Source organism: Nonomuraea fastidiosa, assembly GCF_042751225.1.
GTDB lineage: Bacteria > Actinomycetota > Actinomycetes > Streptosporangiales > Streptosporangiaceae > Nonomuraea > Nonomuraea fastidiosa.
This window is the reverse complement of the sequence record NZ_CP170570.1, coordinates 6932502-6945808: the sequence shown is the minus strand read 5'-3', so window position 1 is coordinate 6945808 and position 13307 is coordinate 6932502. Positions and strand designations below refer to the sequence as shown.

Sequence of the window (13307 nt, the reverse complement as noted above, 5' to 3'; positions counted from 1 at the left end):
GCCACCCCCTATATCACCTGGCGAAACATGCCCTTGACAAACCTCACAGTCCCCAATAATCTCCAGCCAAATTTAATCGATTCAATGAGCGGAGCTCGTCACGATGAGACCCCCCAGCAGCATCCGCCGCGCCATGGCCGTGGGCTTAGCCGCACTCATGTGCCTGCCCATGACCCCCTCCCCCGCCACCGCCGCCTCCGCACCACAGGGCGAACACCGCCCGGGCCCGCGCCTTGAGCATCTCGATCGGGGCCTGGTGGCGGCCTCCACCAGCGAGGGCGTGTTCCTGAGCTGGCGACTGCTCGGCGACGAGGTCACCGGGCACGGCCCGGACGGCATGACGGGCACCGACTTCCGCGTCTACCGCGACGGCCGTCCGATCGCCACGGTGACCGACAGCACCAACTACCGCGACCCTACGGGCACGTCCCGCTCCGAGTACCGGGTGGCGCCGATCGCGAGGGGCCGCGAGGGCCGGAAGAGCCCTGCTGTCAGGCCTTGGCTTAAAACGTTTTACAATCTCAAGCTGCGCAAGCCCGCCGACGGCGTGACCCCGGCGGGCGAGGCGTACACGTACGCGGCCAACGACCTGAGCGTGGGCGACGTGGACGGCGACGGCCAGTACGAGTACGTGGTCAAGTGGGAGCCGTCGAACTCCAAGGACGTCTCGCAGCGCGGCTACACCGGCAACACGTACCTCGACACCTACGAGCTGGACGGCACCCTGCGCTGGCGGCTCGACCTGGGCGTGAACATCCGCTCGGGCGCCCACTACACGCAGTTCCTGGTCTACGACTTCGACGGCGACGGCCGTTCGGAGATGATGCTGAAGACCGCCCCGGGCACAAAGATCATCCGGTACGGCGCCAAGGGCCAGGTCGTCTCCGAGCGCTACATCACGATGCCGCGCGAGGACCGCAAGGCCGGGTACGCCCACACCGACGACTACCGGATGAGCGCCGCCGACTACTTCGACCACCTGGCGGCGATGTTCACGAAGTGGCATGAGCATCCGGAGGTCGTCGCCGGGCGCTGGCCGAAGACCATCGAAGAGGCGCTCGGCATCGAGCCGAAGTACCGGTACCCGCTCTCCAAGGCCGACGCGGAGGAGCTGGCGACGTACTTCATCGACGTCTACGCGCCCTCCCGCAGCGGCAACAACCGGCTGCGCGAGTTCGCCGGCTTCGTCCTCACCGGCCCCGAGTACCTGTCGGTGTTCGACGGCGCGACGGGCCGCGAGCTGCAGACCGTCCACTACAAGCCGGGACGCGGCGACGACGGCCTGCTCTGGGGCGACTACGCGATGGCCAGGATCGAGCCGGGCAACCGGGTGGACCGCTTCCTGTCGTCGGTCGCCTACCTCGACGGCCGGCGCCCGTCGGCGATCTTCGCGCGCGGCTACTACACCCGCACCACGCTGGTCGCCTACGACTGGGACGGCAGGCGGCTCAAGGAGCGCTGGTACGTCGACAGCGGCCACGCCCCAATGACGAACCCGTTCAACGCCTCGCCGCACGGCGTCCCCGGCAGCAACCCGAAGTACGCCGACCTGACCACGCAGGGCTTCCACTCGATGGGCGTGGCCGACGTGGACGGCGACGGCAGGCAGGAGATCGTGTACGGCTCCGCCACCATCGACGACGACGGCGACCTGCTGTACTCCTCCTTCGACGTAGCGCCGCCGCAGAGCAACGTGCCGGGCCAGAACGTACGGCTCGGGCACGGCGACGCCATGCACGTGGGCGACTTCGACCCCGATCATCCCGGTTTGGAGATCTGGACCGTGCACGAGGGCGGCTCGTGGGCCCCGTACGGCTGGGCGCTGCGCGACGCCGCCACCGGCGAGGTGATCCACGGCGGCTACAGCGGCGTGGACACCGGCCGCGGCATGGTCGGCGACATCGACCCGGGCATCCGCGGCCTGGAGATGTGGTCCTCGATGCCGCCGGACCAGGCGGTGCAGGCCGGTCTGTGGTCGGCGCGCGGCGAGTACCTGGGCAGGAACACCCCCGGCACCAACATGAGCATCCGCTGGGCCGCCGACATGACCACGCAGCTCGTCAACGGCACCGCCACCGACGTCCTGCAGACGCCCACCATCGACGACCACCGCAGGGGAACGCTGCTGACGGCCGAGGGCACGCTGACGAACAACTGGACGAAGGGCAACCCTGGCCTGGTGGCCGACGTCTTCGGCGACTGGCGCGAGGAGCTGCTGGTCCGTACGGCCGACAGCAGCGCGATCCGCATCTACCTCAGCACCGAGGTGACCGACAGGAAGCTGTACACGCTCATGCACGACCCGCAGTACCGGGTCGACGTGGCCAGGCAGCAGACGGGCTACAACCAGCCGGCGTACCCGAGCTTCTACTTCGGCTCGGACATCGACTGGTCGAAGGTGCCCGTACCGAACCTGCGCTGACACCCGCATGAAACACCAGCGCTGACGCTCACATGAGACGCCGACGCCGACACCCGCATGACACGCCGACGCCCACGCCCGCATGACACGCCGGCACCGGCCTCCCGCATGACACGCCGGCACCGGCCTCCCGCATGAAGCGGCGATGCCGACGCCCGCGTATCACGGCGACGCTGACGTCCGCGGGAAACGCCGAAGAGGGCGCTCCGCCCGATGGGAGCGCCCTCTTCGATGACGTCTGATGGCCGGCCTTACCGGGTGGCAGGAACCTTGACGGACACCTGCTGGATGACCGGGTTGTCGTCCTTCTCGGCCCAGGCGCCGGTGGAGAAGGCCACGGGGTAGCTCTTCTTGCCGACCCCGTCACCCCACTTGGTGATGATGTAGTCGACCTTGATGTGGCCCTCGCCGTTGACGCCGTCGACGCCCAGCGTGCGCGGGTTGAACGTGCCGCCGGTCAGCTCGGCGAAGGTCTTGGCGTCCAGGTCGAGCATCACGCCGCGGTTGGACGGGGCGCCGGGGCCGCGGTCACCCACGAAGAAGGGCAGCTTCTTGCCCTTGTAGATGACGTAACCCTCGGTCATGAGGGGCCAGCTCGGGCTGGCGGCCAGGCCCTTCTGCATGGGCTTGCCCGCCGCGGGCAGCCCGGTGTCGCCGGCTCGGCCGGAGGCGTCGTCCCAGAAGTAGGACGCAGTCGTCGAGCCCTTCAGCACCCCGCGCTGCTCGACGCCGGTCCCGGCGTGAGCGGTGGACGCGCCGACGGTCATGGCCGCGGCGGCGGAGGCGGCGAGCAGGGCGACAGAACGCAGGCGAGCAGACATAGGAAAATTCAGGTCCTTTGTTAGGGGACGGGAACTTTGCGCTCGTCGGGACGTACGTAGCCGGGCAGCACGCCGTACAGACGCTACGTGGAGCGCAGCGGGAATCCGCGTGGATCGTGGGATCCGAAGAACCGAGGCAGGCCCCGCCTCTCTTGGTCAGGCGCGGGTCACTGCTCGGTGACGTCCACGACGCTACCCCCTAAAACCGGACATTGGCAAACATATCGCCACGAAACCGGCATAGATCTACCTTGTGGGTAAAGCATCAGGTTACGTCGCTGCGGAGCACTCGCAGGGTCCCCACCACGGCAGGGACGACGATCCAGACTGTCACAGACGCCGCCAGGCGCGCCAAATCGCCGCCTGTCACGTCGCCGCTCATCAGAACGTCGCTGGTGGAGTTGAGGTCCAGCCACTGTGCCATGGCTTTACCTCCCTTGCCAAGTTGACCGACGAAGCTCCACACCATGGGGCTGACCAGGTAGATCACGATCGCGGCCGGGGCGTTCAGCACCAGCAGCCCCAACGCCAGGCCCTGGGCGGTCACCAGCACCATCGTCGCGATCCAGCCCAGCAGCTCGTACGGCTCGAGCCGCCACGACGCCTCCACGCCCGCCACGGACGCCGCCACCGCCGTCACCGGCAGCGCGACCAGCACCGCGAGGACGCACGCCAGCGCGGCCGCCACCAGTACCGGCACGCACTTCGCCACCAGCACCCGCGCCCGTCTCGGCTCCAGGGTGAACGTGGTCAGCGCCGTTCGGTGATGCCACTCGCCGGTGATCGACAGAATGCCGAGCACGGGCAGCAGAATCCCGAACGCCGCCCCCGCCGTCCCGGCCAACGTGAACAGGTCGGCTGTCCCCGTCACGACGCCCCGGCCGGCGACGAGCGCGACCGCGACGACGACCAGGACGGCGGTCATGATCCGGCTGGTCCGGGTATCGAGCAGCTTCCGCGTCTCAACTCGCAGCAGGGTGCCGAACGTGCTGCGCTGCCAGGTTCGTGGGGCGATGTGGGTGGTCATGAGCAGCTCCAATCGCTATGGGTGCAAGGGGTGGTTCTGTCGGTGGTGGGGGTGAAGAAGTAGGGGGAAGAAGGGGCGAGCCACGCTCAGCCGTCTGGCCAAGCACCCGCCAGCCGTCTGGCCAGACAACCGCCGGCCGTCTGGCCAAGCACCCGCCAGCCGTCTGGCCAGGCACCCGCCGATCGTCTGGCCAGGCAACCGCCAGCCCCTCCGGCCTAGAAGCCGCCGAGTGGAAGCCGTCGCCAACGCTTCACGAGTGCCGCCTAAGTGCAGCCGCGTCACACACGCGTTGCGTCCGATGGCCAAGTGGCAGGGCCACGGCCGAGCGCGGCCCTTCGCGAGCGACCGCTGAGCGTGCGGGTGCTGTGTCACGTGGGGTCGTCCGGCCAGGCCAGGCGCTGCCCGAGCGCATCCTTCGATGGCCACTTCGCGGGCGACTACCAATTGCGGCCGCCCCGCAAGCGCTGCACGGGCGACAGCACAGCGTCTGACCGACGACAGTCGAGGGTCGCGTGGGGACGCTTCGCGGGCGACACCAAGTTGGCGAGCGACGACGACCAACTACGGCCGCCTCACAAGCGCCTCACGGACGGCTATCGAGCGCACCCTGCGTAAGGACGCTTCGCGGACGACGCCGAATGGCAGGGAAACCCCCAACGTGGCCGTGTCTCGATGACCAGATGCAGCGCCTCCCGAACACGACCGCGTGTGCCGCCTCCCGAACACGACCGCATGGGCCGCCTCCCGAACACGACCGCGTGTGCCGCCTTGCGGGCGACGACCGGCGGAGGGTCCTTGAACGCCAGCCCGGTGGAGCCGCCGACGCTCGCCCGCCCGGCCCGCGCATGCAGACCCGCTTGACGACGCAGGCCCTTGCCGGACCGGCATCCGGAACGTAACCGGAAGCCAGGTGACGCACGGTCGCCGGATCGGGTAACGGCAGTAGACGGGGCCAGGTCGGGCCAGCCGGCGACGGCGGGCGAAGACGCCCGATCCGCTCGCAACGGCGGGACCGCATCGCCGGATCGGGCCGCCACAGCAAGCCACAACGCCAGGACAGGCCGCGACAACACGCGAAAACGCCGAGCCGAATCTCGACGGTAGGTAAGGGCCGGATCGGGTTGCGATGGCACGCCATAGCACCGGGCCGCCCCGCCACGGCGGGCGACGACACCGGCCCAGATCGCGACTGCAGACGACGGCGCCGGCCAAGGTCGCGACTGCGGACGATGGCACCTGTCCAGGTCGCGACTGCAGGCGACGATGCCTGGTCGCATTGCTACGGCGGACGAGGTCATCGGGACTGAGAGAGATCATCGGGTTCCAAGACGGGGTCGTGGGGGCTGGGAGACCAGGCCGAAGCCAGCGTCAGGCGGGGGTGCGGGATGCGCGGGAGGTGAGGTCGAGGAAGGTCTGTTCGAGGCTGCGGCCCTGGCTGAGCTCGGCGAGTGTGCCCTGGGCCAGGACGCGCCCGGCGCCGATCATCACGATGCGGTCGGCGACCTGCTCCACTTCGTACAGCAGGTGTGAGCTGAGCAGAACGGCGCAGCCGGAGGCGGCCAGGTCCCGCAGGAGCTCGCGCATCCACTGGATGCCCTGGGGGTCGAGGCCGTTGGCGGGCTCGTCCAGAATGAGCGCCTTGGGGCGGCCGAGGAGCGCGTGGCCGATGCCGAGCCGCTGTCGCATGCCGAGTGAGTAGCCGCGCACCGGCCGTCCGGCCTCCTTGGCGGTCAGGCCCACCATGCCGAGTACTTCGTCGACGCGCGTTTTCGGCAGGCCGAGCATGAGCGCGCCCAGGGTGAGCACCTCGCGCCCGGTGCGGCCGGGGTGCTGGGCGCCGGCGTCGAGCAGGGTGCCCACGTCGTAGCCGGGACGCGCCAGCTCGGCATAAGGCTTGCCCAGCACGGTGGCGCGGCCTGATGTGGGCTTGATGAGGCCGGTCAGGATGCGCATGGCCGTCGACTTGCCCGCGCCGTTGGGGCCGAGGAAGCCTGTGACGGAGCCGGGGTGGACGGTGAAGGACACGTCGTCGAGCGCCTTCACGCCCTTGTAGGTCTTGGTGACGCGGTGGAGTTCGATCACGATCAGAAGTTCATCGGAAACGCCACCGGATCACATCGGACCAGGGTCGAAAGTCGCCGTCGCCAGGGCTACACCTGCGCGGCGAGTTGTAGCCGAGGGTCTATAGCGGAGTCGACCCAGGGTGCTAACGCGCAGGCCAGGCCATGTTTAGGCTGATGGCCGTGCACGACCACCACGCTGTCCCTCCGCGCCAGATGGCACGTGACGACCCCGGCACGCCGCACCAGGCATCAGGCCACGACCCCTCCCTGCTCGACCGGGCATCAGGCCACGACCCCAGCCCGGTGCACGAGACACCAGGCGATGACCCTGGCACGCCGCGCTCGAGTGACGTCGCCGAACGCTTGGGTCCGCCGCGCTCGAGCCACACCGCCGAGCCCTCGGATCCGCCGCACCCGAGCCACACCGCCGAGCCCTCGGATCCGCCGCGGCAGAGTGTTGCCGAGTACCCAGACCCGGCCGAGCGTCTAGACCAGGCCGAGCGTCCGGACCTGTCGCGCCCGAGCTCGGCCGAACGCCTAGGTCCGGACGGGCGGCTCGGCATGCCTGAGGCCGTCACTACCGGCCGGTCAACCACCGGGCGGTCAGCCACCCGGCGATCAGCCAGCGGGCGGTCAGCCGCAGGGCGGTCACACATCGGGCGGTCCACCGACAAGCTGGGGGCCGTGCTGCTCTACTTGTTCGCCGCGCTGCCCCTGCTGCTCTCCGCGGTGATACTGATCAGCAGCGGCACCTACGGACCTCAGGTGAACGTGGGCATGCTGCTCGCCGACATGGCCACGGGCGCGGCGGGCATGGCGCTGCTGCCGTTGCGGCGCAGGTGGCAGTGGCAGATCGCGGCCGTGCTGGCGGTGCCGACGGCCTTCTCGATGACGATGGGCGGGCCGGCGATCGTCGCGTTCGCCTCGCTGGCCACGCATCGCCGGTGGCGGCAGGTGGTGCCGGTCGCGGTGCTGTTCTGGGCGTGCGAGGTGTTCTACAGCCGGTGGAAGGACGACATCCAGCTGACCGTGTTCTACGCGATCGTCTCGGCCGCCGTCCTGGCCGCGGTGACCGCGTTCGGGCTCTACCTGAGGGGTCGGCGCGAGCTTGAGGCGGAGCGGCTGGAGGCGGAGCGGCGCGGGCAGGCGCAGCGGGTGGAGCAGGCCAAGCTGGCCGAACGCCTGAAGATCGCGCAGGAGATGCACGACGTCCTGGCGCACCGCCTCTCCCTGCTGGCGATGCTGGCGGGCGGGCTGGCGTACCGGAAGGACCTGACGCCCGAGCAGACGCGGGAGGCGGCGCTGGCGATCCAGGAGAACGCGCACCAGTCGCTGAACGAGCTGCGCGCCGTGCTGGGCACCCTGCGGCGGGGCGGGCACGACGACCAGGCCGAGCACGACGGTGCGGCCGAGACCGAGCCCGCCGCGCCGCAGCCGACGCTGGCCCACCTCGACGCGCTCTTCGCCGAGGTACGCGCCGCCGGGCAGCAGGTCGAGGTGCACGACACCGTCACAGAGAGGGATCGGCTGCCGACGCAGACGGGGCGGCACGCGTACCGGATCGTGCAGGAGGCGCTGACGAACGCGCGCAAGCACGCGCCGGGGAGCGTGGTGCGGGCCGAGATCGGCGGGCGGCCGGGCGACGGGCTGCGGATCCGGGTGAGCAACGCGACCATGCCGGGCAGGCCGGGGCCGGGTGGGCGGCTGGGCCTGATCGGGCTGGCCGAGCGGACGCGGATGGCCGGTGGGAAGATCACTCATGACGTACGCGACGGGCGTTTCGTCCTCGACGCGCTGCTGCCGTGGGAGGCTTGACGCGTGGTGAGAGTCGTGATCGTGGATGACGATCCCATGGTGCGTACGGGGCTGCGGCTCATCCTGGGCGGCGAGTCCGACATCGACCTCGTGGGCGAGGCGGGCGACGGCAAGCAGGCGATGACGGTGATCCGCGACCTGCGGCCCGACGTCGTGCTGATGGACATCCGCATGCCGGAGCAGGACGGTCTGACCACCACCGAGCTGCTGCTTCGGCAGCCGTCGCCGCCCCGGATCCTGGTGCTGACCACGTTCGACGCCGACGACATGGTGCTGCGGGCGCTGCAGATCGGCGCGAACGGGTTCCTGCTGAAGGACACGCCGCCGCCGAAGATGATCGAGGCGGTGCGGGCGGTGGCCAAGGGCGAGCCGGTGCTGTCGCCGAGCGTCACCCAGCAGGTGATCGCCGCCGCCACCGGACGCTACGAGCCGCGCCGGCCCGACGCCGCACGCGAGCTGGCCGAGCTGACCGAACGCGAGCGGGAGGTGGCCATCGAGGTCGCCAAGGGCAGCTCCAACGCGGAGATCGCCAGGGATCTGTCGGTGAGCGTGGCCACCGTCAAGGCCAACATCACCCGCATCTTCGCCAAGCTCGGCACGGACAATCGCGTGCACGTGGCGATGAAGGTCCGCGACGCCGGTCTCCTCTGACCGTTCCCTCGGTATGCCTGCTCGCCGGCTCCGCTCCGAGGCTCCTAGGCTCCGCTCCTCGTGGGTGCGCCCTTCAGGTCCAATCCGGCTTGATCTGTTCCGGGCGCAGCCTGCTCTGGCTTGACCGTCGCAGGCGAGGCGCGAGGTGCTCGCGGGCCGGGCTCGGGCGGGGGCGCTCGCCGACCGGGGCTCGGGCGGCGATGCTTGCAAGCCAGGTCAGGCGGGGCGCTCGCAGGCCGAACGTGGGCGAGGCGCTCGCAAACCAGGCTCAGGCGAGGCGCTCGCAAACCAGGCTCAGGCGGGGGCGCTCACAAGCCAGGCTCAGGCGGGGGCGCTCACAAGCCAGGCTCAGGCGAGGCGCTCGCAGGCCAGGCTCGGGCGGCGGCGCTCGCAGGCCGAACGTGGGCGAGACGCTCGCAAACCAGGCTCAGGCGAGGCGCTCACAAGCCAGGCTCAGGCTGCGGCGCTCGCGGGCCGAACGTGGGCGAGGCGCTCGCAAACCAGGCTCGGGTCGGGGCGCTCACAAGCCGGACGGGTTGAGGTGCTAGTAGGCCGGGCGCTGGCCGAGATGCTCGCAGGCCACTCCGGTCAGACGCTGGCGGGCTCCGGTCAGGCCCCTCGCGGGCTTTCGGGCGAGACGCCGCTTTCTCCCGGCCCCCTCCGCCTCCGACCGAGAGGTGCCGCGGCGGACGCGCTGGCAGCCGGCACTCCGGCCGACCCGTGCTGAGCCTGGCCCGGTCGCGAGTGGTCGATCGGGGGAGGGCGGTGCTGCGGCGTGCGCGCGGCCGGACCCCCGCCGCGACGCCGATCAGCCGAACCAAGGCTCAGGATCGGGCGGTCAAGTCAGGATCGGGCGGTCAAGAAGGCGGTGCTGTGGCGTGCGCACACCTGACACCGCCACACCACCCCCGCCAACTCACTGAGGCTCAGGGCCGGGCCTTCAGTGGCGCGGTGCTGCGGCGGATGATCAGGTTCGTGGCCAGCTCGATCCGGGTGCCGGACGGCCCGCGCGGGTGGGTGAGCTCCTCGTGGACGAGGCGGACGGCTTCGTTCGCCATGTCGTCGAGCGGCTGCCGTACGGTCGTGAGCGGCGGCGAGAGCATCTCGCACAGCGTCGAGTCGTCGAACCCCACGACGGAGAGATCGTCGGGGACGCGGAGGCCGCGTTCGGTGGCGGCCTGGTAGACGCCGGCGGCCTGGAGGTCGTTGCCGGCGAAGACGGCGGTGGGCGGGTCGTCGCGGTCGAGGAGTTCGCCGCCGAGCGTCTTGCCGCCGCCGACCATGAAGTTGCCGTAGCGGGTGAGCGCGGGGTCGGGTTCGATGCCGAACGTGCGGTGAGCCGCCAGGTAGCCCTCGTACCGGTCGAGCGTGCACTGGGTGTCGAGCGGCCCGCCGATGAAGCCGATCCTGGTGTGTCCGAGCTCCAGCAGGTGGGTGGTGGCCATGACGCCGCCGAGCCAGTTGGTGGCGCCGACGGTGGACAGGCGGGGGTCGCGCTGGCCGACGGGGTCGAGCAGCACGAGCGGCACGTGCAGCAGCTCCTCGAGGGCCTCGATCTCACGCTGGTCGGCCCTGGACAGCACGAGCACGATGCCGTCGGTGTTGCGCTTGCGCACCATGCCGATCCAGCGTCGCAGGTCGAAGTCGGGCCGGTAGGAGGAGGTGACGACCAGGGAGAAGCCCCAGCGGGCGGCGGCCTTCTCGGCGCCGCTGATCAGCACCTGCGCCCACGGCGAGCCGAGGCCGTCGATGAGCAGGTCGATGATGCCGGCGCGGGGTTTGCTGGGCGGGCGCGGAGCCTCGTAGCCGGAGGCTCGTACGGCTTCGAGCACCTTGTCGCGGGTGGCGGCCGAGACGTGTTTCTTGCCGCTGAGCACCTTGGAGACCGTCGGTACGGACACTCCTGCGGCCGCGGCGACGTCGGCCAGCGTGGCTCGACGCACAGGACCTCCCGTTGGCCGTGGCGCCGCCTTCCGGCGGCACCGGTGAAGTTGCGACTTTCGGAAAACCCGCCCGAACGATGGCGGCCCGCTGAACAGGCGGTATTCCGCCATATGAGCGGGTTATTGACAGGGATACGACCCGGACCTTAGCGTAACAGCTCGGCAAAGTCACGATGATTTATCGGAAAGTTAACCAGAAACTTTCCGGTACCAGGAAAGTCGCGAGGGGTCATGCCAGCACTTGAAGATCCGCCGGAGCCGGAGATCGCGCAGCAGCGGGCGCGGCGGGTCGAGGAACTACTCGCCGGCATGTCACTGCAGGAGAAGCTCGCCCAGCTCGTCGGCGTGTGGCTGAACGTCAACAGGAAGAAGGGCGTGGTCGCCCCGCTGCAGGACTCGATGCAGAGCGAGGACCTCGGGTTCGAGGAGTTCGCCCGCAACGGCGTCGGCCACATCACCCGTCACTTCGGCACGACCCCGGTCGAGCCGGAGGCCGCGCGCAAGACGCTGGCCGAGCGGCAGCGGTGGCTGCGTGAGAACACCAGACTCGGCATCCCGGCCATCGCGCACGAGGAGTGCCTGACGGGATTGGCGGCCTGGCGGGCCACGACGTACCCGGCCCCGCCCGCGTGGGGCGCCACCTTCCACCCGGAGCTGGTGGAGGAGATGGGCAAGGCGATCGGTGCGAGCATGCGGTCGCTCGGTGTGCACCAGGGGCTGGCCCCTGTTCTGGACGTGATCCGCGACCAGCGCTGGGGACGGGTCGAGGAGTGCATCTCGGAGGACCCGTACGAGGTGGCGACCGTGGGCTCGGCCTACGTGCGCGGCCTGCAGTCCGCCGGTGTGATCGCCACGCTCAAGCACTTCGTCGGCTACTCCAACTCCCGCGCGGGCCGCAACCTCGCGCCCGTGCACGCGGGCGCCCGCGAGGTGGCCGACACGCTGCTGTTCCCGTTCGAGGTCGCGGTGCGCGACGCAGGAGCGGGTTCGGTGATGAACTCCTACGCCGAGATCGACGGCATCCCGATCGCCGCCGACCCCCGCTACCTGACCGGCGTGCTGCGCGACACGTGGGGCTTCGACGGCACGGTCGTGGCCGACTATTTCGCGGTCGCGTTCCTGCACACCCTGCACGCCGTGGCGGCCGACGCCGGTGACGCGGCCGTGCAGGCGCTCAGCGCGGGCATCGACATCGAGCTGCCGACCGGGGTGACGTACCTGGACCCGCTGCGCGCGGCGGTGGAGTCGGGCCGGATCGACGAGGCGCTGATCGACCGGGCGCTGCTGCGGGTGCTGCGGCAGAAGGCAGAGCTGGGCCTGCTGGACGACGACTACGACCCCGAGCCGCAGGGCGAGGTGGACCTCGACGACCCCGCCTCCCGCGACATCGCCCGCCGCCTCGCCGAGGAGTCGGTGGTGCTGCTCACCAACGACGGCGTGCTGCCGCTCGGCGACACGGCGGGCCGCAAGATCGCGGTCGTCGGGCCGAACGCCGACCAGGTGGCGGCGCTGTTCGGCTGCTACTCGTTCGTCAACCATGTGCTGCCGCACTTCCCCGACGTGGAGACCGGCATCGCCGCGCCGACCCTGCTGGAGGCGCTGCGCGAGGAGCTGCCGCAGGCGCGCATCGAGACCGCGCGCGGCACGGGGGTGGACGACGGCGATCGCTCGGGGATCGCCGACGCCGCCCGCCTGGCCGCCGAGTCGGACGTCGCGATCGTCGTGCTGGGCGACCGTTCCGGGCTGTTCGGGCGGGGCACCTCGGGCGAGGGCTGTGACGTGGAGTCGCTCGCCCTGCCGGGTGCGCAGCAGGAGCTGGCCGACGCGGTGCTCGCCACCGGCACGCCGACCGTGGTGGTGCTGATGACCGGCCGCTCGTACGCGGTGCCGGGCATCATCGAGCGCGCCGCCGCCGTCGTGCAGGCGTACTTCCCCGGCCAGGAGGGCGCGGGCGCGATCGCGCGGGTGCTGAGCGGCGCGGTCAACCCGTCGGGCCGGCTGCCGATGAGCATGCCGCGCGGCATCGCCGGCCAGCCGTACAGCTATCTCCACCCCAAGCTGGGCGGCGCGGGGTCGGTCACCAACCTCGACCCGGCGCCGGTGCTGGCGTTCGGCCACGGGCTGAGCTACACGAGCTTCGGCTACTCCGGCTTCACCGCCGATGAGGAGGTCGTGGCGGGCGAGCCGATCCGCTGCTCGGTGACGGTGCGCAACACCGGCGACCGGGCCGGCGCGGAGGTGGTGCAGCTGTACGCCTCCGACCGGATCGCCTCGGTCACCCGGCCGCTCGCCCAGCTCGTCGGGTACGCCAGGGTCGAGCTGGAGCCCGGGCGGTCGGCTCGGGTCGAGTTCGAGGTGCCGGCCAGGCTGCTGTCGTTCACCGGCCGTGACGGGCGGCGCGTGGTCGAGCCGGGCGAGGTCGGGCTGTCCATCCGCCGCTCGGTCGCCGACGTGGTCGAGGAGCGTACGGTGCTGCTGACCGGTTCGGTGTACGCGTTCGGCGGCGACGAGCCACGGCTCACCACCGTCGTGGTGACGGCCGACGCCCCCCAGGACCGATGAGCA

8 protein-coding genes are annotated in these 13307 nt (G+C 70.6%); 4 read left to right on the top strand and 4 right to left on the bottom strand.

Annotation, left to right across the window (positions count from 1 at the left end):
- The first annotated feature begins 169 nt into the window (after positions 1–169).
- Positions 170–2422, top strand: a complete 2253-nt coding sequence (locus tag ACFMQL_RS31785) for a rhamnogalacturonan lyase (protein WP_378790226.1) — start codon at positions 170–172, stop codon at positions 2420–2422.
- 251 nt (positions 2423–2673) lie between these two features.
- Here ACFMQL_RS31785 and ACFMQL_RS31780 read toward each other — a convergent pair whose 3' ends face one another.
- The 3 genes from ACFMQL_RS31780 to ACFMQL_RS31770 form a co-directional block, all read right to left on the bottom strand.
- Complete coding sequence (locus tag ACFMQL_RS31780; RefSeq protein ID WP_364052648.1) at positions 2674–3243, bottom strand: hypothetical protein; 570 nt, start codon at positions 3241–3243, stop codon at positions 2674–2676.
- 265 nt (positions 3244–3508) lie between these two features.
- Positions 3509–4270 carry an ABC transporter permease gene (locus ACFMQL_RS31775; RefSeq protein WP_378788436.1) on the bottom strand — a complete coding sequence of 254 codons (762 nt, stop codon included), beginning with the start codon at positions 4268–4270 and terminating at the stop codon, positions 3509–3511.
- A 1368-nt stretch (positions 4271–5638) separates the two neighbouring features.
- On the bottom strand, positions 5639–6352 hold the full coding sequence (locus ACFMQL_RS31770; protein WP_364052654.1) for an ABC transporter ATP-binding protein: 714 nt from the start codon (positions 6350–6352) through the stop codon (positions 5639–5641).
- A 665-nt stretch (positions 6353–7017) separates the two neighbouring features.
- Between ACFMQL_RS31770 and ACFMQL_RS31765 the strand changes: the two genes are divergently transcribed.
- Both ACFMQL_RS31765 and ACFMQL_RS31760 read left to right on the top strand, forming a co-directional pair.
- Positions 7018–8148 (top strand): sensor histidine kinase, encoded by a 1131-nt coding sequence (locus tag ACFMQL_RS31765; protein WP_378788434.1) that lies wholly within the window; start codon positions 7018–7020, stop codon positions 8146–8148.
- 21 nt (positions 8149–8169) lie between these two features.
- Complete coding sequence (locus tag ACFMQL_RS31760) at positions 8170–8799, top strand: response regulator (protein WP_378788433.1); 630 nt, start codon at positions 8170–8172, stop codon at positions 8797–8799.
- A gap of 926 nt (positions 8800–9725) precedes the next feature.
- Here ACFMQL_RS31760 and ACFMQL_RS31755 read toward each other — a convergent pair.
- Positions 9726–10742 (bottom strand): LacI family DNA-binding transcriptional regulator, encoded by a 1017-nt coding sequence (locus tag ACFMQL_RS31755; RefSeq protein ID WP_364052663.1) that lies wholly within the window; start codon positions 10740–10742, stop codon positions 9726–9728.
- 231 nt (positions 10743–10973) lie between these two features.
- Between ACFMQL_RS31755 and ACFMQL_RS31750 the strand changes: the two genes are divergently transcribed.
- Positions 10974–13304, top strand: a complete 2331-nt coding sequence (locus ACFMQL_RS31750) for a glycoside hydrolase family 3 N-terminal domain-containing protein (RefSeq protein WP_364052666.1) — start codon at positions 10974–10976, stop codon at positions 13302–13304.
- Positions 13305–13307 lie beyond the last annotated feature (3 nt).